25 protein-coding genes, 2 tRNA genes and 1 pseudogene are annotated in these 23,896 nt (G+C 48.0%); 20 read left to right on the top strand and 8 right to left on the bottom strand.

Annotated features, from left to right (window positions below; genetic code table 11):
* Window positions 1-53 precede the first annotated feature (53 nt).
* The 10 genes and pseudogenes from CLOSYM_RS11045 to CLOSYM_RS11085 all read left to right on the top strand — a co-directional run bounded on the left by CLOSYM_RS11045 (window position 54) and on the right by CLOSYM_RS11085 (window position 6,937).
* A tRNA-Glu gene (locus CLOSYM_RS11045) sits at window positions 54-125 on the top strand.
* 4 nt (window positions 126-129) lie between these two features.
* A tRNA-Cys gene (locus CLOSYM_RS11050) sits at window positions 130-200 on the top strand.
* A gap of 89 nt (window positions 201-289) precedes the next feature.
* Window positions 290-1,393, top strand: coding sequence for a linear amide C-N hydrolase (locus CLOSYM_RS11055; protein WP_021642185.1), 1,104 nt, complete (start codon window positions 290-292; stop codon window positions 1,391-1,393).
* Window positions 1,394-2,143: a MerR family transcriptional regulator gene (locus CLOSYM_RS11060; protein ID WP_003511081.1), complete on the top strand. Its 750-nt coding sequence runs from the start codon at window positions 1,394-1,396 to the stop codon at window positions 2,141-2,143.
* 67 nt (window positions 2,144-2,210) lie between these two features.
* A complete protein-coding gene (locus CLOSYM_RS11065) occupies window positions 2,211-2,945 on the top strand; it encodes an ABC transporter ATP-binding protein (protein WP_021642186.1) in 735 nt (244 codons plus the stop codon).
* On the top strand, window positions 2,932-3,675 hold the full coding sequence (locus tag CLOSYM_RS11070; protein WP_021642187.1) for an ABC transporter permease: 744 nt from the start codon (window positions 2,932-2,934) through the stop codon (window positions 3,673-3,675). Before CLOSYM_RS11065 ends, CLOSYM_RS11070 begins: the two co-directional genes overlap by 14 nt.
* 234 nt (window positions 3,676-3,909) lie before the next feature.
* Window positions 3,910-4,809 (top strand): annotated as a pseudogene (locus CLOSYM_RS24065) (DUF2156 domain-containing protein); the annotation flags it as partial.
* On the top strand, window positions 4,810-5,925 hold the full coding sequence (locus CLOSYM_RS24070; RefSeq protein ID WP_334291430.1) for a GNAT family N-acetyltransferase: 1,116 nt from the start codon (window positions 4,810-4,812) through the stop codon (window positions 5,923-5,925). It begins immediately after the preceding pseudogene.
* Window positions 5,926-5,971: 46 nt separating this feature from the next.
* Entirely contained in the window at window positions 5,972-6,700 is a 729-nt protein-coding gene (locus tag CLOSYM_RS11080; RefSeq protein WP_003501086.1) for an NAD-dependent protein deacylase, read from the top strand.
* 51 nt (window positions 6,701-6,751) lie between these two features.
* On the top strand, window positions 6,752-6,937 hold the full coding sequence (locus CLOSYM_RS11085; RefSeq protein ID WP_003501084.1) for a DUF951 domain-containing protein: 186 nt from the start codon (window positions 6,752-6,754) through the stop codon (window positions 6,935-6,937).
* Between the two features lie 92 nt (window positions 6,938-7,029).
* On the opposite strand, the gene CLOSYM_RS11090 is transcribed toward CLOSYM_RS11085, so the two are convergent.
* The 6 genes from CLOSYM_RS11090 to CLOSYM_RS11115 all read right to left on the bottom strand — a co-directional run bounded on the left by CLOSYM_RS11090 (window position 7,030) and on the right by CLOSYM_RS11115 (window position 12,934).
* Window positions 7,030-7,863 (bottom strand): class I fructose-bisphosphate aldolase, encoded by an 834-nt coding sequence (locus tag CLOSYM_RS11090; protein ID WP_003501083.1) that lies wholly within the window; start codon window positions 7,861-7,863, stop codon window positions 7,030-7,032.
* Window position 7,864: 1 nt separating this feature from the next.
* Complete coding sequence (gene iolC, locus CLOSYM_RS11095) at window positions 7,865-8,914, bottom strand: 5-dehydro-2-deoxygluconokinase (RefSeq protein WP_021642189.1); 1,050 nt, start codon at window positions 8,912-8,914, stop codon at window positions 7,865-7,867.
* A gap of 56 nt (window positions 8,915-8,970) precedes the next feature.
* A complete protein-coding gene (locus CLOSYM_RS11100; protein WP_021642190.1) occupies window positions 8,971-10,251 on the bottom strand; it encodes a TRAP transporter large permease in 1,281 nt (426 codons plus the stop codon).
* Window positions 10,248-10,721, bottom strand: coding sequence for a TRAP transporter small permease (locus tag CLOSYM_RS11105; RefSeq protein WP_021642191.1), 474 nt, complete (start codon window positions 10,719-10,721; stop codon window positions 10,248-10,250). Before CLOSYM_RS11105 ends, CLOSYM_RS11100 begins: the two co-directional genes overlap by 4 nt.
* A 74-nt stretch (window positions 10,722-10,795) precedes the next feature.
* Window positions 10,796-11,875, bottom strand: a complete 1,080-nt coding sequence (locus CLOSYM_RS11110; RefSeq protein ID WP_003501075.1) for a TRAP transporter substrate-binding protein — start codon at window positions 11,873-11,875, stop codon at window positions 10,796-10,798.
* A gap of 270 nt (window positions 11,876-12,145) precedes the next feature.
* The gene (locus tag CLOSYM_RS11115) at window positions 12,146-12,934 is read right to left on the bottom strand and encodes a DeoR/GlpR family DNA-binding transcription regulator (protein WP_024739652.1); all 789 of its coding nucleotides are present in this window, start codon (window positions 12,932-12,934) and stop codon (window positions 12,146-12,148) included.
* A gap of 273 nt (window positions 12,935-13,207) precedes the next feature.
* Between CLOSYM_RS11115 and rpsF the strand changes: the two genes are divergently transcribed.
* From rpsF to CLOSYM_RS11165, 10 genes are all read left to right on the top strand, one after another.
* Entirely contained in the window at window positions 13,208-13,495 is a 288-nt protein-coding gene (gene rpsF / locus CLOSYM_RS11120) for a 30S ribosomal protein S6 (protein ID WP_003501071.1), read from the top strand.
* Window positions 13,496-13,514: 19 nt separating this feature from the next.
* Complete coding sequence (locus tag CLOSYM_RS11125; protein WP_003501070.1) at window positions 13,515-13,970, top strand: single-stranded DNA-binding protein; 456 nt, start codon at window positions 13,515-13,517, stop codon at window positions 13,968-13,970.
* Between the two features lie 72 nt (window positions 13,971-14,042).
* On the top strand, window positions 14,043-14,309 hold the full coding sequence (rpsR, locus tag CLOSYM_RS11130) for a 30S ribosomal protein S18 (protein WP_003501068.1): 267 nt from the start codon (window positions 14,043-14,045) through the stop codon (window positions 14,307-14,309).
* Window positions 14,310-14,941: 632 nt separating this feature from the next.
* Window positions 14,942-15,238 carry a TM1266 family iron-only hydrogenase system putative regulator gene (locus CLOSYM_RS11135; RefSeq protein WP_003511100.1) on the top strand — a complete coding sequence of 99 codons (297 nt, stop codon included), beginning with the start codon at window positions 14,942-14,944 and terminating at the stop codon, window positions 15,236-15,238.
* Window positions 15,231-16,328, top strand: a complete 1,098-nt coding sequence (gene hydE, locus CLOSYM_RS11140; protein WP_021642195.1) for a [FeFe] hydrogenase H-cluster radical SAM maturase HydE — start codon at window positions 15,231-15,233, stop codon at window positions 16,326-16,328. The genes CLOSYM_RS11135 and hydE overlap by 8 nt, the downstream gene beginning before the upstream one ends.
* A gap of 75 nt (window positions 16,329-16,403) precedes the next feature.
* Window positions 16,404-17,822 (top strand): [FeFe] hydrogenase H-cluster radical SAM maturase HydG, encoded by a 1,419-nt coding sequence (hydG, locus tag CLOSYM_RS11145; protein ID WP_003501062.1) that lies wholly within the window; start codon window positions 16,404-16,406, stop codon window positions 17,820-17,822.
* Window positions 17,823-17,868: 46 nt separating this feature from the next.
* A complete protein-coding gene (hydF, locus tag CLOSYM_RS11150) occupies window positions 17,869-19,065 on the top strand; it encodes a [FeFe] hydrogenase H-cluster maturation GTPase HydF (protein WP_003501060.1) in 1,197 nt (398 codons plus the stop codon).
* 133 nt (window positions 19,066-19,198) lie between these two features.
* Window positions 19,199-20,152 (top strand): biotin synthase BioB, encoded by a 954-nt coding sequence (gene bioB / locus CLOSYM_RS11155; RefSeq protein ID WP_003501059.1) that lies wholly within the window; start codon window positions 19,199-19,201, stop codon window positions 20,150-20,152.
* A 22-nt stretch (window positions 20,153-20,174) separates the two neighbouring features.
* On the top strand, window positions 20,175-20,750 hold the full coding sequence (locus CLOSYM_RS11160; RefSeq protein WP_003501057.1) for a biotin transporter BioY: 576 nt from the start codon (window positions 20,175-20,177) through the stop codon (window positions 20,748-20,750).
* 226 nt (window positions 20,751-20,976) lie between these two features.
* Window positions 20,977-21,591 carry a cytidylate kinase-like family protein gene (locus tag CLOSYM_RS11165; protein ID WP_003501056.1) on the top strand — a complete coding sequence of 205 codons (615 nt, stop codon included), beginning with the start codon at window positions 20,977-20,979 and terminating at the stop codon, window positions 21,589-21,591.
* Window positions 21,592-21,678: 87 nt separating this feature from the next.
* Here CLOSYM_RS11165 and thiW read toward each other — a convergent pair whose 3' ends face one another.
* Window positions 21,679-22,263 (bottom strand): energy coupling factor transporter S component ThiW, encoded by a 585-nt coding sequence (gene thiW, locus CLOSYM_RS11170; RefSeq protein ID WP_021642196.1) that lies wholly within the window; start codon window positions 22,261-22,263, stop codon window positions 21,679-21,681.
* 60 nt (window positions 22,264-22,323) lie between these two features.
* On the bottom strand, window positions 22,324-23,631 hold the full coding sequence (gene thiC, locus CLOSYM_RS11175) for a phosphomethylpyrimidine synthase ThiC (protein WP_009297344.1): 1,308 nt from the start codon (window positions 23,629-23,631) through the stop codon (window positions 22,324-22,326).
* Between the last annotated feature and the right edge of the window lie 265 nt (window positions 23,632-23,896).

A 23,896-nucleotide genomic window follows, 5' to 3' on the forward strand; every position in this document is an offset into this window, starting at 1 on the left:
GTTCAAGTCCTACTCGGGGAGTTTTTTTGTATCATAAAATTTAATACTTAAGAGGCCCCATGGTCAAGCGGTTAAGACATCGCCCTTTCACGGCGGTAACACGAGTTCGAATCTCGTTGGGGTCACTCTGGCGACGTAGCCAAGTGGTAAGGCACGGGTCTGCAACACCCTTATCACCGGTCCGAATCCGGTCGTCGCCTCTATTAAGAACCATCAAGTGATGGTTCTTTTTATATGCATGAATATATATCGAATATAAGTTACCATATTAAAAGGGAGAAAGAGAATTATGCTGAGGAGTAAGTGGAAAAAATGGCTGCTGCGCGCTGTGGGATGCCTGGCGGCGCTGGCACTGATTATAGTGACAGGAGGTGCGATTTTGTTTAGAAACGAGTTGAAAACACTGGATTCTTTGAAGAAGATAGATGACAATGTCCTGTATACAATGAAATATGAGGGTGATTATGGCTTTGACGATTTTTTAAAGGTTGGGGCGTCTACAGATGGTGAATTAGTCAAATTTGTGACAGAGCGTCTTTTAAAAGGAATACCTCTGGAATTCTCTATCCCTGATTTAGGATGTTCAACATTCAGCGCACAGACAGAGGATGGAGATCAGATTTTTGGCCGGAATTTTGATTTGACATATTCCCCTGCGTTATTTGTCGAGACAGAGCCGGAAAACGGATACCGTTCTCTGTCCACAGTCAATCTGGCATTTCTGGGTTTTGGAGAAGATAAACTTCCTGAAACCTTTAAAGAGAAGATAATCACATTGGCAGCGCCCTATGCCCCTTTGGACGGAATTAATGAAAAGGGGCTGACGGTGGCAGTTCTGCGTATTGGCGACGAGCCGACAAACCAGGATACGGGAAAAGTCGATATCACGACCACCACGGCTATCAGGCTCATGCTGGATAAAGCGGCCGATGTGGAGGAGGCTTTGGCTTTACTGGAGCAGTATGATATGCATTCTTCAGCGGGAAGCTGTTATCATTTTCAGATATCGGATGCCCGGGGAAAGAGTGTGGTGGTTGAATATGTTGACAACGAATATGAAGTGATACCGGCCAAAAACAATTATCAGATGGTCACTAATTTTTTATTATCTGATAAAAAATATAATTTTGGAAGTGGTCAGGATCGGTATGAGATTCTGAAAAATACGCTGGATGAATGTAAGGGTGTCCTGAAGGATGAGCAGGCTGCCATGGACCTTCTCAAGGCGGCTTCAAGTGACTGGCATGTGTCGGAGACAACGGGACGACTCAACGCCACACAATGGTCGATTATTTATAATAATACGGACTTAACTGCCAGTGTGATTACAGGACGTCAATATGCCAAGCCTGCCCATGAATTCAGCTTAGTGGGAGAAATACGGGAGGAATAAATGGCTGAGACATTTAGAACATCTGAAATTGCTGCTCTGATTGGCGTACATCCTAATACGGTGAGATTGTATGAAGAACTTGAATTGATACCAAAACCGGAGCGACTGCCGAATGGATACCGTGTTTTTACGGACTTCCATCTGCAGCAGCTTCGTCTGGTCAGACTGGCTTTTGAAATCGAAGTACTGCAAAACGGCCTGAGAAAGAAAATGATCCGGATGGTCAAGACTGCGGCGGAACGTGATTTTGACAGCGCCATCACGCTGATACGGGAATATCTGGCTCAGATAGATCAGGAACGCCACGGAGCGGAAGAGGCAATCCGTATTACGAGACAGATTTTATCAGGCGCCGGACAAAGCGATGCTTTTTTACCTTATCTGAGAAGGCGTGAAGTATCGGAAGCCCTGGACATTTCTATGGACGCGCTCCGCAATTGGGAGATGAACGGCCTGCTTTCTGTTAAGCGGAAAGCAAATGGATATAGAATCTATACGGGTGAGGATTTACAGCGCCTGAAAATAATACGTGCCCTCCGATGTGCAAATTATTCGTTAGAAGCAATTTTAAGAATGCTGGGAGAACTTTCACAGGATCCGGAGGCGGATATCCGGAAAGCACTTGATACGCCTTCCCGGGATGATACGATTATCAGCGTATGCGACAAATTAATCTCTTCACTGAACGCGGCGCATAAGAATGCGGTTTTGATAGAGAATATGCTGACCGACATGAAACAGAGATTTTAAAACCCTCCACTATACCACCAATGTTTTGATTGGTGGTATTCTTTTTGTGAAGTAAGGAGGAAATGATATGAAGGACGTAATTAAAGTACAAAAACTGTCGAAGTCATATGGCGGAAAGACAGCCGTAGCAGAAGTATCCCTGACAGTGTCCGGGGGAATGGTCTTTGGACTTCTTGGAGCAAACGGAGCCGGAAAGAGTACCGCACTTGAGTGTATTCTCGGCATAAAGAAACCGGACAGCGGAGAGATCTCCATCTTGGGACTGAATCCGTTTACGCAGAGAAAACAGATATTTGAAAAAACAGGCGTTCAATTTCAGGAAGCTCATTACCAGGATAAAATTACGGTTGAGGAGCTTTGCGAGACCACGGCCTCACTCTATCGGAATCCGGCCGATTATCCGGAACTGCTGAGACGCTTTGGGATTAAGGACAAGCTAAAGAGCGCGGTCAGTGAGCTGTCGGGAGGGCAGCGTCAGAGACTGTTCATCGTACTGGCGCTCATTCCTGATCCGGAGGTTGTTTTTTTAGATGAGCTGACGACAGGGCTGGATGTTAAAGCCCGCCGTGAGGTCTGGAAAATTCTTGAAGAGTTAAAAAATAAGGGGCTGACAATTTTTCTCACCTCACATTTTATGGATGAGGTGGAAGTCCTCTGCGATCAGATCTGCATATTAAAAAAAGGAAAAGCCGTATTTTACGGCACGGTTTCTGAGGCAATCAGGCAGAGTCCATATGAGAAGCTGGAGGATGCATACCTTTGGTTTGCAGGAGAGGAGGGAGAAACTAATGAAGACTTTTAGGGTGATGTTGAAGACGGAGCTGAAGCTGTCGCTGAGAGGCATGGATATGCTGATATTTGCCATTATTATGCCGTTGGTAGTTTTGCTGATAATAGGCATGATTTTTGGCGGTAAGCCCGCATTCGAAGGAGCGGAATATACGTTTTTGGATCAGTCTTTTGGTGCGCTTGCCACGATATCGATATGTGCAGGAGGAGTGATGGGACTGCCGTTGGTGGTATCAGATTACCGGGGCAGGAAGATATTAAAACGGTTCCGGGCGACACCGGTCAGTCCCGCCATGATTTTAATAGTGCAGGTGGCTATCTACACGTTGTATTCGGCCATATCGCTGATACTTTTATATCTTACTGCCAACATGTTTTTTGGATTTCAGATGCGCGGAAGCTTTGTACATTTTTTAGGAGGATATATCCTAGTTATCTTTTCTATGTTTAGTCTGGGAATGATGGTCGGGGGAATAGCGCCGGATACAAAGTCAGCCGGAGTTATTGCCAGCCTGCTTTATTTTCCGATGCTTATCTTCTCAGGAGCAACTCTTCCTTATGAAATCATGCCGCCGGCCTTTCAGACGGTTGTCAACGTTCTTCCGCTTACACAGGGGATAAAAATTCTCAAAGCGGCCTGTCTTGGCCTGCCCCCTGAAAATGCTGCCGTGCCGGCATTAATTATGGCGGCTCTGGCAGTTATCTGTGTCACAGTCTCATTTTTGTTTTTTAAGTGGGAGTAAAAGCAATCAGGCGGCACACAAAATTTATGCAGTATGACTGGAAACGTAAAACACCTGAAAATCTAATTGTAATTGGAATAAAAATTTAACAGTAAATGGCAGGAACGCCCGGCGTGCCTGCCATCTTTTTATAAAAACTGATTATAAAATGTTAAAAAACTCTTTTTTTACTTATAATATAATGTATGATATAATAACATAGATGATTTCTATTTAATACGGCAAGGAGGAAACATGAATTTACAGTTTAAGACAGTTAATATAGACAATCTGGAAGAATTACTTCCCTTTTATAATTTGCGGCATAACAGAACGTGTGACAGCGTATTTTTGGAGAGCTTTATATGGAAAGAGTACTATCATGTCAGATATGCAATCTGGGAGGGGAAAGCGCTTCTATGGCTGATGGAGAGCGGAGGCAAGTGCTTTTCTGCAATGCCGCTGTGCCGGGAGGAGGATCTTCCGGGGGCGTTCAAAGCGATTGAGACATATTTTAACGAGGAATTGGGGTACCCGCTGGTGATTAATCTGGCGGATGAGTTTGCAGTGAAATATCTGAATCTGCCGGAGGACAAGTATCTGGTGGAAGAACAGGTGGATTCCAAGGATTATCTCTATGACGGCAACGCGATGCGGACGCTGGCCGGCAAGAAGCTGCATAAGAAAAAGAACCGGGTTAATGCATTTAAACGGGAATATGAGGGACGTTATGATTACCGCCGCCTCTGCTGTTCCGACAGCCATGAAGTGTGGGAATTCCTCGATAAATGGAGATTACAGAAGGGTGACGATGTGGAGGAGCATCTGGATTATGAAGTCCGGGGTATACATGACATTCTTAAAAACTGTTCTTCCCTCTATGTCCGTATGGGCGGCGTGTTTATTGACGGGCAGCTTGAGGCTTTTACAATCGGAAGCTATAACCCGATAGAGAATATGGCGGTCATCCATATCGAGAAAGCAAATCCCGAGATTAACGGGTTATACCAGTTCATCAACCAGCAGTTCCTGATTGAAGAATTTGCTGATGTGGAATGGGTCAACAGGGAGGACGATATGGGCCTGGAGGGGCTTAGGAAGGCTAAAGCTTCTTATTATCCGGCCGACTATGCGAGAAAATATCTTGTTGAGCAGTTGCTGGACGGAAAGAAAGGCTACCGTTGGGCTGAGCAGATTGGCAATACAATTTCCGGCAGCAAAATCGAGTATCTGTCCGACAATGAAAAGCAGGAGACAAAACGTCTCTGGCATTCCTGTTTTCCGGAGGATACGGACAAGTTCATTGAATATTACTATTCGGAAAAGACAAAAGACAACAGAATCCTGGTTAAGAAAGACAGCGGCCTGATTGTTTCGATGACTCAGCTCAATCCGTACCGTGTCAGTATGAAGGATAAAGAGATTGATACATTCTATGTTGTGGGTGTGGCAACAGATGCCGGCCGACGCCGTGAAGGGCATTTCAGAGACGTATTTCTGCAGATGATGCAGGATATGAATGAGGAGAAGGTTCCGTTCCTTTTCCTGATGCCGGCTGATGCCAATATCTATCTGCCGCTTGATTTCGCCTACATGTGCGAACTTCCGCTCATGGAGCTGACCCGGGAGGCGAAGGAACGGCTGACTGCGGTCGTATGCCATGACAATGAGGAAGACTGCCAAAAAGCGGCCGAGTTTATGGAACAATGGCTTTCGGCTCGTTTTGACATGTATTGCCTCCGCGACGGAGCCTACGTGAGCCGTCTTTTGAAAGAACTGGATTCTGAGAACGGGATTATGGAATTTCTTTACGACGGGGATAACCTGGCAGGTCTTAAGGCAAGCTGGGGAGACGGCCGCAAGGTCCAGCGTCTTCTTTATACAGATGAAACCAATGTCGGCGTGACCGGAAGGAAACCGATGATTATGGCACGTCTGACCTGCACGGAAACATTTCTGTCATTGTTTACCCTCCGTGAGCCGGGAGAAGAATTACAGCTTAAGATACGGATTGATGACGGGCTGATGGAGGCGGTGAAGGGGAATTATGTCTGGACTGTTTCGGCGGAAAGCTCGTCGGCTGTTAAGACGGCAGAAACATGGGACGCGGACGATAGGGATGTGTTGACTGCGGCACCGGGTGAACTGATACGATGGCTCTGCGGATACGAATGGCCTGAGGAAATCTGGCCGGGGATTTCGAAAGAGAAGGCCGGGCGTCTGGAGCTGATAGACACGGTCAATAACGTATTCATAGACGAAATAGTATAGAACCTGAAAGTCTTTGGGCTGCATCAGGGAAAGGGGAGAATTCGGAATGGATGAAACGGCAGCTTTACAAAAATGGATTGAAGAGAGCAGCAATATTGTGTTTTTTGGCGGAGCCGGAGTGTCGACAGAGAGCGGCATCCCAGATTTCCGAAGTACGGACGGCCTTTATAACCAGCAGTATGATTATCCTCCGGAGACGATTATAAGCCATTCTTTCTATGTAAAAAAGCCGAAGGAATTTTACCGGTTTTATAAAAATAAGATGCTGTTTCCGGAGGCAAAGCCGAACCGGGCCCATATGGCTCTTGCCAAACTGGAGAGAGAAGGAAAGGTCAAAGCCGTGGTGACCCAGAACATTGACGGCCTCCACCAGGCGGCGGGCAGCAGAGAGGTGCTTGAGCTGCACGGCTCGGTACACCGTAATTACTGTACCAGGTGCGGCAGATTCTACAGCCTTGATGATATCTTAAAAGCGGATGGAGTGCCGGTCTGTGACTGCGGCGGTGTGATAAAGCCGGATGTGGTTCTCTATGAGGAAGGATTGGATCAGGATGTTATTCAGCGTTCGGTCGAATATATCAGCAGGGCGGATGTTTTAATCATCGGGGGGACATCCCTCACCGTTTATCCGGCCGCCGGACTGATTGATTACTATCGCGGCTCCAAGCTGGTTTTGATTAATAAATCGGTTACCTCCAGGGACGGCCAGGCAGATCTTGTGATTTGTGACAGTATCGGCAAGGTTTTGGGTGATGCGGCGGGGCTGGATCAATGACGTCCTTGAAATAACGGATTAAAATAAAATTTGTCAGAGGGAGACTTTTGAATGATATATGAAGTAGGAGATGTCGTGAAACTGAAAAAACCGCATCCCTGCGGCAGTTATGAGTGGGAGATATTGCGCATTGGTGCGGATTTCCGCCTGAAATGCATGGGCTGCGGCCATCAGGTCATGATGGCCAGAACCCTGGTGGAAAAGAGTGCGAGAGGACTTAAAAAGAAGGAAGCATAAGCAAAGGGCTGTTATATCAGTTGTGTAAAGTGGTATAACAGCCCTTTTGCAGCTTTGGGGACTGGTTCAGAAGGCTATTTGAGGGGCTTCTTTTACATAAGCTTATGTCCGGCCAGTTCTCCGGCAATATCAAGAGCATCTTTCGCAGAAACATTTTCATGGACGATGGCTCTCAGGCCTTTGATAACGGCGGCCGGATGCGGGTGCTGCCAGATATTGCGTCCGTATGTAATGCCTGCGGCTCCGGCATCCATTCCCTGCTGTGTCATTTCAAAGCATTCCAGAAGCGTTTCGCATTTTGGCCCTCCTGAAATCACTACTTTGGCGGGAGAGCCTATCTCAACAATTTTGGCAAAGCTGTCCGGATCGCCCGTCCAGAAGCTTTTAATGATATCTACCCCAAGTTCCAGGGAGACTCTCACTGCATATCCGACATTCTTTATGCCGTACCGTTCACTGTCGTCAAGTAAGCATCCGCTTGGATAGCTGTGTGTAACGGTCGGGATGCCATACTGTCCCGCCGCCTTAATAAAAGCAGCGGCCCGTTCAATTTCCCGATCTTCCTCTTTGCTGCAAAGTGTCAGGCCCACCGCTATAGCATCCGCTCCCAGAGTGACGGCCTCCTCCACGGTGGCAATTGCCGTTTCTTCAGGAGAACGGTATCGGGTGGCATTCGTGCATTTTAAGACAAGAGCAGTTCTGCCGGCGAACAGATCGGTATAGTGCATGGCAATTCCCTTGTGGATGGTTAATGAGTCCGGTCCTCCCTCCATAATCTGTCCCAGAGTCCTCTCCATATTCTCTATTCCTTCCACGGGTCCCAGTCCTAAACCGTGATTGACGGCAACCATAACTGCTTTCCCGTCATTTCCAAAAATTCTGTTTATCCGTGTGGTTTTCCCCACACCTGAAAAAGTAGTCAGCATATTAAATTTGTTCTCCTTTCTCGATTGATTTCCAGCCGTCCCAGGATTCAATCCGGCCGGAAATCCATGCCTGCATATAGCTGTCTAAAAGAACAAGATCCGGCATGGAGTCGGAACAGCTTTTCCCGGATATAGTGATTGACGCGGCGGCGGCCGCATATTTTAGTGCCTCATCAATCGGATGTCCATTCATCAGCTTGGCAATAAATGTACCACAGAAAGAGTCACCGGCCCCCAGCGTCTTATAAACGCGCGCCGGCATCACAGGGCCGTGGAACTGCCTGCTGTCCGAAGTAAAGACGTTTGCGCCGTTCTCGCCGTGCTTGATACATACAAGGGAGGCGCGGTGATTCAGATAAGCTTCTGCGGAGAGGCGGTCATCGTCATTACCTGGATGTGTGAGTGACTCCAGTATATCAAACTCTTCTCGTGTGGAAATGATGATATCGGCATATTTAGCTGCCTGATGATAATAAAGGGAGGTCTCCTCCAAGCTGTTCCATCCGTCTTTCCTGTAGTCGGGATCAAAGATAATCCGGACGCCGCTTGCCTGCGCGTATTCCATGGCAAGAAGCACCGCCTCCCTGGCCGGGCTTCTGCAGAGAGAAGCGCCGGATATAAGCAGCGCTTTAAACTGGGAAATGAATGCTTTATCTATATCCTTCATGTCCAGGTACAGATCCGCCGGATCCTGACGGTAAAAAAAGTAGCTGATCCTGCCGCGCTCCGGCTGTTCCGCAATGGCAAGACTCTGTCTCTTCTCGCCGCTTTCCTCCATCGTCAGGTGGGAGGTGTCTACCCCCACCGAGTTAAGATAATATTTTACATAAGCACCCAGGGGATCCCGGGAAATCTTTCCGATAAAGGCGGTATCAAGCCCCATCTTAGCGGCCTGAACAGCAGTGTTGGCAGGAGATCCCCCAACGTGCTTAGTAAAAGAGATTACTTTTTCCATTGGCGCGAATTGCTGGGGGTACAGATCTACCCCGGAGCGGCCCAGGGCTGCCAAACCGCGGGATTTTGACGGATTAAAGTTTAGTTGTTTAAACATTTTATTCCTCCTGCTATTATAAAAATATGTTTATCATCATATGGATGCAATCCGGTCTATGAGCCAATTAAAAGATTCGGCAGTCCAACCGTGATGGCAGGGAAGACGATTATGAGAATCAGGCAGAGTATCAGTGTTCCCACTATATAAAGAATATCCGGGAATGTTTCATCAATCTGGATGCCCAGAATCCGGCAGGCAGTGAACAGACAGACCGCCAGGGGCGGGGTAGTGCCGCCGATAGCCAGATTGAGTATCAGGATGACGCCGAAATGAACCGGACTGAAACCGAGTTTTGTGACAACCGGCAGCAGCATCGGTGTCAGCAGGACAATAATGGAGATAGTCTCCATAAAGGTTCCAAGGAATAATAAAAGAACCGTAATGAGCGCCATAATCACGACCGGATTGGTACTCAGGCCTAAAATGGCTTCAGTTATAATATTGGGAACGTTATTTATGGCAAGCAGCCAGCCGAAGGGAGCGGCGCAACCGATAATCAGCATAATTACGGAGGTAGTGACGGCCGCCGATGTAAAAAGGTTCAGCAGGTCCTTAAGCTTTAGTTCCCGATATACGAAAAATGTAAGTATAAACGCATAGACAACGGCAATGACGGCTGATTCGGTCGGTGTCATAATACCCAGGAGTACGCCTCCCAGGACAAGGAGAGGCATCATAAGCGAGGGAATGGCATCAATTATAATATGCCGTTTCTCCTCCTTCGTATAGTTTTCAGCCTGTCCTCCATAACCGCGGCGGCCGGAAATAATGCGATTCATAACCAGCAGGCAGCCGATTGCCAAAAGGCCGGGGACAATGCCTGCCATAAAGATATTCCGAATGGAAGTTCCGGAGGAAGTGCCGTAAATTACCATCGGAAGGCTGGGCGGTATTACGATGCCGAGAGTGCCGGATGCGGCGATCACAGAGGCGGTATACCCCTTTTTATATCCGCTTTTAGCCATTTCGGGACCTACAATTCCCCCTATTGCTGCTGTACATGCCACTCCGGAACCGGAGATAGCACCGAAAAATGCGCTGGCAGTGATGCCTGCTGCACATAAACCACCGGGCTTTTTACCCAGGAACAGGTTGGCAAGCCGCATCAGTCGCGGTGTACATCCATAGGACATAATTTCACCCGCCAGGATAAAAAACGGCAGTGCCAGCAACGGGAAGGAGTTAAGCCCGTCCACCAGCCGCTGAGCCATGATGGTAACAGGCGTGAACTGGCTGACTGCCAAAAACGACATGGCGCTTATTCCGATTGAAAATCCCACGGGTACGCCGATGAACAGACAGAGAACCAGAATAATGAATAGTACGGCTATCATGGTTTATCCTCCTTTTTATCGGTGCGGAAGTTTTTAACAATATCTGCCAGGAAATACAGGCTCATCAGGATACCTCCCACAGGAAGGGACAGATATACCACGCCCATTGGGATTCTGACTCCGGTGCTGATATTCTTCATGGCAATAGCTATGACATCACCGCTTTTTACAGTAAGGATTGCGAGGAAAAGTATGCACAGTAAGTCGGAAAAACTGTTCACATATCTTCGCAGCCCGCCGGGCAGCAGGTTCACAAAGAAGGTGATACGCGTATGATCATTTCGGGACTCTGCAATGACTGAGCCGAGAAATACAAGCCATATCATGGAAAAGACCGCCATTTCTTCTGCCCAGAAATGGGCAATGCCGAAACAGTATCTTGACACGACCTGAAAAAAGATAACGGCAACCATCTCAATCAGTAAGAACATACAAATCCATCGAATACACACAATTATTTTATCCAGCATTTTCAATAAGTCCGCCTCCTCTTTTGTAAAATTTCACCGCTTTGCATGGACACAAAGCGGTGAGCAGACAGGGATTAATCATTATAAGATACAGCCAGATCGATTAATTCGGAGCCGTTCTCTTTTTTGAAGGTATCCCACACAGGCTGTACTGCCTCCACAAATGCGCTTTTATCGACTTCATTCACTTCCATACCTTTCGACTTCAGACGCTCTACCGCATCATCCGATTCTTTTGCGTTTAACTCACGTTCATAGTCGCGGGCTTCATTTGCAGCATTGATGATGACTTCCTGCAGTTCAGGTGAAAGGCTGTTCCATTTGTCGGGATTGAAGGCCAGGACTGTGGCATTATAAATATGGCCTGATAAGGACAGATACTTTTGCACTTCATCAAAATTTGAGGTTTCAATCAGAGGTATCGGATTTTCCTGCCCCTGTACAGTACCCTGCTGGAGGGCTGTGTACAGTTCGCTGAACTGCATAGGAACAACGCTGGCGTTGCATGCCTCAAACATTTTAATGCGGATCGGGGAATTGGCGGATCGGAATTTAATTCCCTTCATATCGGACGGAGTGACAATTGGGCGGACATCATTGGTGAAATGTCTCATACCGTTTTCCCAGTAGTTGATTACTTTAGTACCGACAGGTTCCAGAACTTCTTCGGCAAGTTTAACCCCGTATTCGCCGTCTAAAGCTTTGTGGGCTGATTCTGCACTTGTAAATAAAAACGGAAGGTCCTCAATACCAGCGCGGGCGTCATATCCCTGGTACATGGCTACGCCGGACACCATATCACAGTCTATAGATCCCTGGATTAACTGCTGAAGCTGTTCATTTTCACCGCCCAGAACGCTGTTGGGATAAATTTCAACCGTAACGGCTCCACCGGTGTTTTCATTTACGCGCTGGGCAAACAGCTCCATTCCTTTGTGGATTGGATGGCTTTCCTGAAAAACATGAGCAGCTTTCAAGGTCATGGTTTCAAACGCGCCGTCCGCCGGGACAGATGCCTCAGCTTCGGGTGCAGCAGCATTACTGCCGGAAGTATCTGGTTTTGTGGCAGCACTGGAATCTCCGGCAGAAGCACATCCGGTAAAAAGAAGCATACCGCACAGCATAACAGTAGGTGCTAAAATTCTTCTGTTCATAAAATAACCTCCCATAAAAACGTATACAATAGTTATCTAAGGCTATGTTAACACATTATGGTGATGTTTTCAATATCTTATTGTAAAGTTATTAATATATTTTAGTGAAAATATAGAAAACTACTCAAACGGAATGAGTATATTACCAAAAATTACCAATATCCTTTGCCGATGAGCAATCCGTATCTTGGTTCTCCCTTTTGGAACAATAAAACATAAAAAGAAAACCTAATCTCTCAAAAGCGGAGATTAGGTTTTCTTTTTATGTTTTTATTCTGACTGGCCGGCAATCAGTATTTTATGTCTGTCGTCCTGATAGGCGCCGGTGATTTCTTTATCCGGCAGCCGGTCTGTGATCAGGTAGTCAAAAGTGTTCAAAGGTGCATAACTTTTGATTGTCACCCTGCCGAATTTAGAATGATCGACAAGAAGGTAGCGGATCTGGGCCCAATTCGCAGCGGTTGATTTACAGGCGGTTTCGGCGAGACGGGAGTTCATGGCGCCGTATTCAACGGTGACTCCGGTCGCAGAGAAAAACCCTTTCTTAAAATTATAATTTTTAAGCATTTCAGCGCCGATTTCATCCAGGGCAGAAAAGGACATAATATCCCGCTCAAGGATTCCGCCAAATACGATGATCCGAATATTTTTATAGGGCAGCGCCTGGATAATGAAGTCGAGATTATTTGTGACTACGGTAAGCTCTTTCTTATCTTTGATAAATTCGACAAGACTGCCGGTGGTGGTTCCCGCATCAACAAAAATGCTGTCGCCGTCTTCAATCTGTTCGGCAGCAAGTCTGGCAATGGCCCGCTTTTCTGCCATATTATCAGCGGAGCGCAGACTGTAGCTGGTTCTGGGCGGTTCTTTAATCTCCGGGGTGATAAAGCTGACTCCGCCGTAAATTTTTTTAATCGTCCCGGTTTTCAATACTTCGTCAATATCGCGCCGGGCTGTATTTTTTGAAATTTGAAAAACTTCACATAACTCATCGAGTGAAACGCTTCCGTTCGTTTCTATATATTTCAGCATTTCTTCCAACCGTTTAACTCTTACCATATGATCCTCTCCTGCGGGGTATTTTAAGAATATTACAAATATATAACAAAAATATACCATATAAATACCCAGCAAACAAGTCTTTTATAAAATGTTTCATTTATATAGGTAGAAAGAATTAAAAAGAAAATGGCAGAAATACAGAGAAAATAAGAAAAAAACCTTGCAAATAACAGGAAAACCTGATATCATAAATATTCGTGATATATTAACTAAAATCCTTACTCCCTGCTGGAGTCAGGGGGTCAGAGACCACAAGGAGGTAAAAAGAGCATGAACAAATATGAATTAGCAGTTGTTCTTAGCGCAAAACTCGAAGATGAAGAGAGAGCAGCAGCAATCGAAAAGGTGACAGGTTATATTACACGTTTCGGCGGCACAGTTGTTGACATTGATGAATGGGGTAAGAAGAGATTAGCTTACGAAATTCAGAAGATGAAAGAAGGATTTTACTACTTCATCCATTTCGAGTCTGATTCCGTATGCCCGAACGAAGTTGAGGCACACATCCGTATCATGGAGCCGGTAATCAGATACTTATGCGTAAGACAGGATGCATAAATAGAGAAAGAGTGATCGTATGAATAAAGTTATTCTTATGGGCAGACTGACCAGGGACCCGGAAGTGAGATACTCCCAGGGAGAACGCGCTATGGCGATTGCCAGATACACTCTGGCTGTTGACAGAAGAGGCCGCAGAAGCGGCGGAGATGACGGCGCACAGACAGCAGATTTTATTACATGTGTCGCATTCGACAGAGCAGGAGAGTTTGCTGAAAAATATTTCCATCAGGGAACCAAGGTTGTGGTAACCGGAAGGATTCAGACTGGCAGCTACACGAACAGAGACGGTCAGAAGGTATATACTACAGAAGTAATCGTAGAGGATCAGGAATTCGCAGAGAGCAAGAATGCGGCAGGCGGAAATGAAGGCGGTTACCGCCCGGCAGAACGTCCGGCCCCATCCAGTGCGATTGGCGATGGTTTCATGAACATTCCTGACGGAGTAGAGGATGAAGGTCTTCCGTTCAACTAAAGACGGGAATCGGTCCCCTGTAAGTTGGACGAGGGCTGTATGAACAGCTTATTTGTGAAGGAGGTAACTTAAGTGGCATTCAATAAAGGTGATAGAGCAGACGCTTCCAAGATGAGAAGAGGCGGCATGCGCAGAAGAAAAAAAGTTTGTGTATTCTGTGGAGAGAAAAACGGAGTAATTGACTATAAAGACGTTAACAAATTAAAAAGATACGTATCTGAGAGAGGAAAAATCCTTCCGAGAAGAATCACAGGAAACTGTGCAAAACATCAGAGGGCTCTTACAGTAGCTATCAAGAGAGCAAGACATATCGCTCTTATGCCATATACATGTGACTAATTTTAGTCTTTCCTGTGATAGGGCATTCCATTAAAACACAGAGACATTGCTGCAGGACCGGTTATCCGGTCTGCGGCGATGTCTTTTTGCGTTTTCTTCGTTGACGCCCCGGTTTTTCTATGATACGATTAAAAAAATATTCCAGGCCGAAAGATTCGCTCTGACGGTGAGGATGATAACTGAAAGAATTAAGATGTTGCGCTGACACAAAGAGGGTTCTGAAGTGAAAGAGGAGCAGACAGCGGTATTTTTGCACCCTTTTTCAGGGTGCTTTTTTATTTAACAGGAAAGTTCTCCTGTTAAATAAAAACCGCTCCGCGGAGGAACGCACTGCGGCGGTAGGGAATAATGTCGCCGAAGCGACCCGCCGCAGGCGGAGAATCCCGAAGCGGGATTCTTGCTTGTTTAACAGGAAAGTTCTCCTGTTAAATAAAAACCGCTCCGCGGAGGAACGCACTGCGGCGGTAGGGAATAATGTCGCCGAAGCGACCCGCCGCAGGCGGAGAATCCCGAAGCGGGATTCTTTCTTGTTTAACAGGAAAGCCCTCCTGTTAAATAAAAACCGCTCCGCGGAGGAACGCACTGCGGCGGCAGGATGGACCAATGTTTGTTTGGCTCAGAGAGGAGAAAATATGGATTCAAGAGTTGCACTAATTGGAATTATGGTGGAGAAGGAGAACTCGGTGGAGGAGCTGAATAAACTGCTTCACCAATACAGCGGTTATATCGTGGGCCGCATGGGGATTCCGTATCATAAGAGGGGAGTAAATATTATCAGTGTTGTGATTGACGCTCCCGCAGATGTTATCAGCGCTTTGTCGGGAAAACTGGGGATGCTGGACGGGGTGACATCCAAAGCCGTTTATTCAAAGACATCCAGACAGGGAACCGGTTCCAGGGAAGGCGCGGAGGAAAAACGTGATGGGTAAACAGGAATCGGAGAAGACGGTGACAGGAAGTGACGGCTCCGGCAGATACGAACGGAAAGCTTTGATTGACAAGCTCTATGAAACACAGGAACTGAGCAGGGAGGAATGGATTCGTCTGATAGAGGGGCGGACACCGGAGCTGTCGGAATATTTGTTTGAAAAGGCGAGAGCCGTGCGGGAGCGCGAATACGGAAAAGCCGTTTATATCAGAGGACTCATTGAATGCAGCAATTATTGCAGAAACAACTGTTATTATTGTGGAATCCGCCGCGGGAATCAGAATGCGCAGCGTTACCGTCTGACTGCGGATGAGATTCTCTCCTGCTGTGAAAATGGCTATAGTCTGGGATTCAGGACCTTTGTGCTTCAGGGAGGGGAAGATCCGGCAATGACGGATGGCTGGGTGGCAGACGTAATCCGGAGGATTAAAAAAGAATTTCCGGACTGCGCCGTGACACTTTCTCTGGGGGAAAAAAGTGAAGCAGCATACCAGTGTTTATTCGACGCGGGAGCCGACCGGTACCTTCTCCGGCATGAGACGGCCGATGCAGACCATTACGGCAAGCTTCATCCGGACGGTCTGTCACTGGCTCACAGAATGGAGTGCCTGAGAACCCTGAAACGCATTGGTTTTCAGACCGGGTGCGGCTTTATGGTCGGTTCTCCGGGCCAGACACCGGAGTGCCTGGCAAAGGATATGGCATTTATCAGGGAGCTGAATCCCCAGATGGTAGGAATCGGCCCTTTTATTCCCCAGCATGATACTCCGTTCAGGGATGAAAGGGCGGGGGCCTTCGAAGAGACATTATGGCTTTTGGGATTAATCCGCCTGATGCTGCCAAGGGTGCTTCTTCCGGCGACCACGGCGCTTGGAACCATTCATCCAAAGGGAAGGGAGCTGGGAATGCTGGCAGGCGCCAATGTGGTGATGCCGAATTTGTCACCTCTTGGCGTCAGGAAAAAATACCTGCTCTATGACAATAAAATCTGCACGGGAGACGAAGCCGCCGAAAGCCTGAATTCTTTAAAAGAGAGCATGAAGGCTATCGGATATGAGGTGGCAGTCGGCCGTGGAGACTATAGATTGTAACTGTTACAATAAATTGGCTAAGGAGAAAGGCCGGGAGAGTTCCGGGATTCCTGACTCCAAAGAAAGGAAAATCATATGTATAATCCATCATCAAACAAAGCAGGGGAGTTTATCAGCCATGAAGAAATCATGGAAACCCTGGCCTATGCAGAGGCCAACAAAAATAACGAAGAGCTGATAGACAAAATAATCGGTAAGGCGAAGCTTAAAAAGGGACTGAATCACAGGGAGGCATCCGTCCTTCTGGCCTGTGAAATTCCGGAGAAGACCGCCGAAATCTACGAACTGGCAAGGCAGATTAAAGAAGACTTCTACGGAAACCGGATCGTCATGTTTGCGCCGCTCTATCTTTCTAATTACTGTGTCAATGGATGCGTCTATTGTCCTTATCACCTGAAAAATAAGCATATTGCCCGCAAAAAGCTGACGCAGGAGGAGATACGCAGGGAGGTCATTGCGCTGCAGGATATGGGCCATAAGAGGCTGGCGCTGGAGACTGGCGAGGATCCGGTGAATAATCCCATCGAGTATGTCCTTGAGAGCATTAAAACCATTTATGGCATTAAGCATAAAAATGGGGAAATACGCAGGGTCAACGTCAACATAGCGGCGACCACAGTGGAGAATTACAGGAAATTAAAGGATGCCGGTATCGGCACATATATTCTTTTTCAGGAGACCTATCATAAAGAAAGCTATGAAAAGCTCCATCCGACAGGGCCGAAACACGATTATTGCTACCATACGGAGGCCATGGACCGCGCGATGGAAGGAGGAATTGACGATGTGGGCATCGGAGTTTTGTTTGGCCTTGAACTGTACCGTTATGAGTTTGCCGGACTTTTGATGCATGCGGAGCATCTGGAAGCGGTACACGGAGTAGGGCCCCATACGATCAGTGTGCCGAGAATCAAGAAGGCTGATGATATTGATCCGTCCCAGTTTGATAACGGCATCGATGATGATATATTTGAGAAAATCGTGGCCTGCATCCGGGTAGCGGTTCCTTACACGGGAATGATTATTTCCACCCGGGAAAGCAAGAGCTGCCGCGAACGCGTCCTGAAGCTGGGAGTCTCCCAGATTAGCGGAGGCTCCAAAACCAGTGTCGGCGGCTATGCAGAGGAAGAGCCGGAGGAGGAAAACTCATCCCAGTTTGATGTCAGCGATAACAGAACACTGGATCAGGTGGTGCATTGGCTGATGGATCAGGGGTTTATCCCCAGCTTCTGTACGGCCTGTTACCGGGAGGGAAGAACAGGAGACCGTTTTATGAGCCTCTGTAAGAGCGGACAGATCCAGAACTGCTGTCATCCGAATGCCCTGATGACACTGAAAGAATACCTGGAGGATTATGCGGCGCCTGATACACGCGAGATAGGCGGGAAGCTGATTATGAAGGAGATTCGGAACATACCCAGGGAAAAGGTTCGCGAAATTGTACTGAAAAATCTGGAAGAGATAGAACAGGGCAAACGTGATTTCAGATTTTGACAGAAGCGGAACCACCATGACACAGGCAGTATAAGGAGGCGCGTAAATGGGACTGAATGAAACCCCGTCAGGGGAGAGAATACATATTGGATTTTTTGGAAGAAGAAATGCCGGTAAATCAAGTCTTGTCAATGCAGTGACAGGTCAGGAGCTGGCGATTGTTTCCGAGGTTAAGGGTACGACAACGGATCCGGTCTGTAAATCCATGGAGCTCCTGCCTCTGGGACCGGTCATGATTATTGATACGCCGGGTATTGACGATGAAGGAGAGCTGGGGGAAAAGAGAGTCGGAAAAAGCCGTCAGATACTGAATAAAACAGACATTGCCGTTCTGGTAGTCGATGCGTCGGCCGGGAAAGGGGAGCAGGAAGACCGTTTGATCCGGATTTTCCGAAGGAAAAATATCCCATACCTGGTAGCATATAATAAGACGGATCTGAACGGCGCAGAGGGGACGGAAGGCGGCCGCCATGAAATATGGGTCAGCGCGGCCACCGGCTACCATATTCATGAATTAAAGGAACGGATTGCCGCTCTTGTCTCGCCGGAGGGCGACGGGCGGAGGCTGGCCGCTGATCTGATAAAACCGTCGGACCTCGTTGTTCTGGTCATTCCGGTTGATAAAGCGGCTCCGAAGGGGCGTCTGATCCTTCCCCAGCAGCAGGTAATCCGTGACATTCTGGATACAGGCGCATCGGCTGTTATGTGCAGGGAAGACGAGCTTAAGAATGTGCTGGCGTCCCTGAACCGGGCGCCCGGACTGGTGATAACGGACAGCCAGGTGTTTGCCGATGTGGATAAGATTGTGCCGGAAAATCTTTTGCTGACCTCCTTCTCCATTCTGTTTGCCAGGTATAAAGGCGATCTCGGTCAGACATGCCGCGGAGTAAAGGCGCTGAAAACCCTGGAAGACGGAGACAGAATCCTGATTTCCGAAGGCTGCACCCACCACCGCCAGTGCGGTGATATCGGCACAGAAAAGCTGCCTGCCTGGATCCGGGAGTTTACGGGAAAAGAACCGGAATTTGTATTTACATCAGGCACGGAATTTCCGGAGGATTTGTCAGGGTTCCATCTGATCATCCACTGCGGCGGCTGTATGCTGAACGAGAGAGAAATGAAGTACCGTCTCAGGATGGCGGTTGACCAGAATATACCGATGACAAATTACGGGGTGGCAATTGCATATATGACCGGAATACTGGAACGGAGCGTCCGTCCGTTTATTACTCTGATTTCATGAGAGGGTACCGGGCCTGATGCTCCAATCAAGGCGAATATATTGGAAAAAATTTAATGTTAACCAAATTATAAAATATAGTTGACAATTGGAATCCGCCTGTTTATAATAAGCAGTATCGAAAGGCGGAATTACAATGAGTATAAGAATAGCAGAAGAGATAATAAACGGAAGACGTCTGAACAGAGAGGACGATTTAGCTTTTTTCATGGAAGAGGATTTAGATTCTCTTTGCAGGGGAGCAGATGAAATCCGGCGCAGGCTGCGTGGAGACAGGGCTGATTTATGCTCTATCATCAACGGCCGCAGCGGCCGCTGCGGGGAGGACTGCAAATTCTGTGCCCAGTCATCATGCCACAATGCAAAGATAAACGAGTATCCTTTCCTGGAACCGGAGGAGATTCTTGAGGATTGCAGAAGGCATGAGAGACAGGGAGTCGGCAGATACTCCGTAGTCACGGCCGGCAGGGCCCTGAACGGCCGGGAAATGGATCTGGCTCTGAGAGCATACAGAAGCATGAAGGAAAATTGCAAGATTGAACTGTGCGCATCCCACGGACTGCTTTCCCAGGAGGACTTCTACAGGCTGGCAGAAGCCGGAATTTCCCGCTATCATGCGAATATAGAGACATCGAGAAGGAATTTCCCAAATATCTGTACCACACATACATATGATGATAAGCTGGAAGTAATCCGGCGCGCCAGAAATGCCGGTCTGGCCGTCTGTTCAGGCGGAATCATCGGAATGGGGGAGACATGGGAGGACAGAGTCGATATGGCATTCAGCCTGTATGAGATGGAAATAAAATCAATCCCAATCAATATTCTCCAGCCAATCCCGGGAACGCCCTTCGGGACGCTGCCGCCTCTGAGCGAGGAAGAGATTCTTCGTACCATTGCAATGTTCCGCTATATTAATCCGGATGCAGAGGTCAGGCTGGCAGCAGGGAGAAATTCAATGGAACATTCCGGCAAAAAGGTATTTACGGCCGGGGCCAACGCGGCGATTACGGGGGACATGCTGACCACATCGGGAAATAACATTGCAGACGATATGGCGATGTTGACATCAATGGGATTTGAGGTTTAGGAAAGGACAGAGGACAAGAACCATGGAAAAGACAGCAAGCAGCTCAGTGAAAAAGAGAGCTTTATCGACGAGTCAGATGGCATTAATAGGAGTTATGACGGCGGTAACCTGTATTCTGGGTCCCTTTGCAATCCCGATTCCCATCAGCCCGGTGCCGATTTCTTTTACGAATCTGGCAGTCTACCTGACGGTGTATGTGCTGGGAATGAAGGCCGGAACGATAAGTTATCTTATTTATCTGCTCCTTGGATTTGCCGGACTTCCCGTATTTTCAGGCTTTACAGGCGGTGTGGCAAAGCTGGCGGGGCCAACGGGCGGCTATCTGGTTGGATTTATTTTTATGGCAGTCATAGCGGGCTGGTTCATTGATCACTTTCAGGGCAACCGGATAGCCCATGTGGCAGGGATGGCAGCCGGTACGGCAGTATGTTACGTCTTTGGTACGGTCTGGCTGGCCGGCCAGCTGGGAATCAGCTTTACGGCTGGGCTGGGAGCCGGTGTCATTCCGTATCTGCCGGGGGATGCCGCGAAAATAGCGCTGGCTGTATTGATCGGGCCGACACTCAGGAAGGAAATACGGAGGCTGAGCAGACAGTAGAGGCGCAGCGTATTGTAAAAAGATACGTTACCGTTTACACGGCTGTATACCGCGAGGTGTGAACAATAATAAAGATACAGAAAATTTCTTGATACAAGCCATAGTTAATTGAAAATTGCCTCCTGTTATGGTATTATATAGGTAAGAATTGCAGTATTGAATTAACGCTACAGTTCGGAAGGAACGATAGCGAAGCGCCTGTTGAATATGGGAGGAGGCCTGTATTATGGGAAAAAAGATAATCACAATCAGCCGTGAATACGGAAGCGGCGGCCGCCAGGTGGGACTGACCGTGGCAAAGAAGCTGGGAATGGAATTCTATGACAAAGAGCTGATTGATGCGGCGGCAAAAGAAATTGGCTTTCCTACGGAGATGATCGCTGACAGAGAGCAGAGATTGACCAACAGCCTGCTTTATAATTTTGCTATGGGTACTCTTTATGGGATTGCCTATCCGAGGGAGCCTAAGGTTTCGGAGCTTCCGCTGACAGAGCAGATTTACCAGGCACAGAAGAAAGCGATCGAGGAGGCGGCCAAACGGGGTTCCTGTATCTTCGTGGGGCGCTGCGCCGATTACATTCTGAAAAGCCGGCCCGATGTTCTGCGCGTATTTATTTATGCAGACCGGGACATCAGGAAGAGAAGGGCCATTGAAGAATACGGTGAGATAGAAGAATATATTGATGAATTTATGTACCAGACAGATAAGAGAAGGCGGATCCACTATGAGAATTATACAAATCAGAAGTGGGGAAGCCGTGAGAACTATGATCTGATGCTCAACAGCGGAGATTTGGGTCTTGATAAGTGTGTGGAATTATTATGTGAAGCTGTTAAATGACGGCAGCATTGTCAGTGCAGCCCTGAACAGAACAGTGTATGGCAGGACGGCCCGGTTAAATGACGGGCCGTCCTTTTTGGTGGGAGATTATCCCTGAATCATCCGGTTAAGGTGTGAGAACAGGGAAGAGCGGCGCAGTACCTCGAGAAGAACCACGGCCATGGCCGTTCCGCATACAGTACTTGTCAGGAATGGTACGACATAGAAAAAGAGTGCGATTTCTTTACCCATTAGGAGGACTGCCACCGGATAGCAGAGCATTGCCCCAATGATTCCGGTTCCGATTATCTCGCCGGCATAAGCTAGAACAAAGCGGCCGGTTTTCCGGAAGAGAAATGCGCCCAGGAACGCTCCCGCCATGCTGCCGGGGAAGGCCAGAAGACTGCCTGTACCCATGAGATTCCGGATCAGAGAGGTGCAGAAAGCCATGGCGACGCCGTATAACGGCCCAAGAAAAACTCCGGCGATAACGTTGATGAAATGCTGGATTGGAAAGCAGCGGGAGGCGCCGATCGGTACGGAAAAGCCGGACAGGGCTACGGTCAGAGCGACCAGCATGCCTCCAATTACAGTTTTTCTCAGACTCAGGGCATTGGAGGCTCTCGTCGGAGTGTGCGTGGGAAGAGCAGAATCTTTTTCATCGCCGCAGAGGACTGTCATATGATTTTTCATTACGTATTCTCCTTATTTGCATGAATATATGTATAATTCCTTCAAGTATAAGCGATTCTTTTATTCGTCATAGATGCTGACAATCTCTCCGTCGAGGATACGATTCATGTTTTTTACAGCGCAGAAATTACCGCACATGGAGCAGGTGTCTTCTTTTTCCGGTTTCCCTGTGGCGCGGTAACGTCTGGCCTTCTCCGGGTCAATGGACAGGTCGAACATTTTTTCCCAGTCGAGCCGTTTTCTGGCCTCACTCATTTTCTGATCCCAGTCGGAGGCTCCTCTGATACCTTTGGCAATATCGGCCGCATGAGCGGCGATTCGGGAGGCGATAATGCCTTCCTTTACATCGTCGAGATCCGGAAGCCGCAGATGCTCGGCCGGAGTTACATAGCAGAGGAAGGAGGCTCCTGACGCTGCAGCGATAGCGCCTCCGATGGCAGCCGTGATGTGATCATAACCGGGGGCAATGTCTGTTACCAGGGGCCCCAGGACATAGAAAGGCGCGCCTTTGCAGAGCGTCTGCTGGATTTTCATGTTTGCGGCAATCTGATCAAGAGGCATATGGCCCGGGCCTTCTATAATGACCTGGACATTCTTGTTCCATGCCTTCTGGGTAAGCTCACCCAGGGTAATCAGTTCCTCGATCTGGGAAATATCGGAAGCGTCCGCGATACATCCGGGCCGGCAGGCGTCGCCCAGACTGAGGGTTATATCATATTCCTGGCAAATCTCCAGGATCTCGTCGAAATGTTCAAAGAACGGGTTTTCAAGACCGGTCATTTCCATCCAGGCGAAGATGATGGAGCCGCCTCTTGAAACGATATTTGTCAGCCTCTTTGCCTCTTTGAAGCGGTCTGCCGTATTTTTATTGATGCCGATATGGATGGTCATAAAATCCACGCCGTCCTCAGCATGCATTTTCACAATATCAATCCATTCTCTTGAAGTTATTTCCTTTAATGGCTTATGGTAATAGACGACAGCATCATAGATGGGTACGGTACCGATGATGGCCGGACACTCGGAAGTCAGTTTGCGGCGGAATTTGCCCGTATCTCCAAAGGAACTTAAATCCATAATCGACTCGGCGCCCATAGCGACAGCGTCATTCACCTTTTTCAGTTCCATGTCGAGATCACTGCAGTCCCGGGAGGTTCCCAGGTTTACATTAATCTTTGTTTTCAGCATCGAACCGATTCCATTCGGCTCAAGACAGGTGTGGCGTTTGTTGGCCGGGATGGCCACCTTGCCTTCTGCGACGAGGCGCATCAGTTCCTGCGGGTCAAAATTCTCTTTTTCCGCCACGGCTTTCATTTCTTTAGTCAGGATGCCTTTTCTGGCGGCGTCCATTTGTGTGGTGTAGCTCATTTGCATATCCTCCTTTTTTTCTGGAGGGATCAGGGATATAATTATAGAGCCTGTCCCGGCCGTCACCCACTCCGGAGCGCGTCCGCTTTAGCGGTCATACGCCTGAGCACGCAGTGCGATCCTCCGCGGAGCGGTTTTTATTTAACAGGAGTCTTTCCTGTTGAACAAGAAAGAATCCCGCGAGCGGGATTCTCCGCCTGCGGCGGGTCGCTGTGGCGACATAATTCCATCCCGCCGCAGTGCGATCCTCCGCGGAGCGGTTTTT

Source organism: [Clostridium] symbiosum ATCC 14940 (assembly GCF_000466485.1).
GTDB classification, from domain to species: domain Bacteria; phylum Bacillota; class Clostridia; order Lachnospirales; family Lachnospiraceae; genus Otoolea; species Otoolea symbiosa.

Excerpts from the sequence above, each read along its gene's own strand:
- CLOSYM_RS11055 (WP_021642185.1), top strand. The coding sequence starts at position 290 with ATGCTGAGGAGTAAGTGGAAAAAATGGCTGCTGCGCGCTGTGGGATGC.
- CLOSYM_RS11060 (WP_003511081.1), top strand. The coding sequence starts at position 1,394 with ATGGCTGAGACATTTAGAACATCTGAAATTGCTGCTCTGATTGGCGTA.
- CLOSYM_RS11065 (WP_021642186.1), top strand. The coding sequence starts at position 2,211 with ATGAAGGACGTAATTAAAGTACAAAAACTGTCGAAGTCATATGGCGGA.
- CLOSYM_RS11070 (WP_021642187.1), top strand. The coding sequence starts at position 2,932 with ATGAAGACTTTTAGGGTGATGTTGAAGACGGAGCTGAAGCTGTCGCTG.
- CLOSYM_RS11080 (WP_003501086.1), top strand. The coding sequence starts at position 5,972 with ATGGATGAAACGGCAGCTTTACAAAAATGGATTGAAGAGAGCAGCAAT.
- CLOSYM_RS11085 (WP_003501084.1), top strand. The coding sequence starts at position 6,752 with ATGATATATGAAGTAGGAGATGTCGTGAAACTGAAAAAACCGCATCCC.
- CLOSYM_RS11090 (WP_003501083.1), bottom strand. The coding sequence starts at position 7,863 with ATGCTGACTACTTTTTCAGGTGTGGGGAAAACCACACGGATAAACAGA.
- iolC (WP_021642189.1), bottom strand. The coding sequence starts at position 8,914 with ATGTTTAAACAACTAAACTTTAATCCGTCAAAATCCCGCGGTTTGGCA.
- CLOSYM_RS11100 (WP_021642190.1), bottom strand. The coding sequence starts at position 10,251 with ATGATAGCCGTACTATTCATTATTCTGGTTCTCTGTCTGTTCATCGGC.
- CLOSYM_RS11105 (WP_021642191.1), bottom strand. The coding sequence starts at position 10,721 with ATGCTGGATAAAATAATTGTGTGTATTCGATGGATTTGTATGTTCTTA.
- CLOSYM_RS11110 (WP_003501075.1), bottom strand. The coding sequence starts at position 11,875 with ATGAACAGAAGAATTTTAGCACCTACTGTTATGCTGTGCGGTATGCTT.
- CLOSYM_RS11115 (WP_024739652.1), bottom strand. The coding sequence starts at position 12,934 with ATGGTAAGAGTTAAACGGTTGGAAGAAATGCTGAAATATATAGAAACG.
- rpsF (WP_003501071.1), top strand. The coding sequence starts at position 13,208 with ATGAACAAATATGAATTAGCAGTTGTTCTTAGCGCAAAACTCGAAGAT.
- CLOSYM_RS11125 (WP_003501070.1), top strand. The coding sequence starts at position 13,515 with ATGAATAAAGTTATTCTTATGGGCAGACTGACCAGGGACCCGGAAGTG.
- CLOSYM_RS11135 (WP_003511100.1), top strand. The coding sequence starts at position 14,942 with ATGGATTCAAGAGTTGCACTAATTGGAATTATGGTGGAGAAGGAGAAC.
- hydE (WP_021642195.1), top strand. The coding sequence starts at position 15,231 with ATGGGTAAACAGGAATCGGAGAAGACGGTGACAGGAAGTGACGGCTCC.
- hydG (WP_003501062.1), top strand. The coding sequence starts at position 16,404 with ATGTATAATCCATCATCAAACAAAGCAGGGGAGTTTATCAGCCATGAA.
- hydF (WP_003501060.1), top strand. The coding sequence starts at position 17,869 with ATGGGACTGAATGAAACCCCGTCAGGGGAGAGAATACATATTGGATTT.
- bioB (WP_003501059.1), top strand. The coding sequence starts at position 19,199 with ATGAGTATAAGAATAGCAGAAGAGATAATAAACGGAAGACGTCTGAAC.
- CLOSYM_RS11160 (WP_003501057.1), top strand. The coding sequence starts at position 20,175 with ATGGAAAAGACAGCAAGCAGCTCAGTGAAAAAGAGAGCTTTATCGACG.
- CLOSYM_RS11165 (WP_003501056.1), top strand. The coding sequence starts at position 20,977 with ATGGGAAAAAAGATAATCACAATCAGCCGTGAATACGGAAGCGGCGGC.
- thiW (WP_021642196.1), bottom strand. The coding sequence starts at position 22,263 with ATGAAAAATCATATGACAGTCCTCTGCGGCGATGAAAAAGATTCTGCT.
- thiC (WP_009297344.1), bottom strand. The coding sequence starts at position 23,631 with ATGAGCTACACCACACAAATGGACGCCGCCAGAAAAGGCATCCTGACT.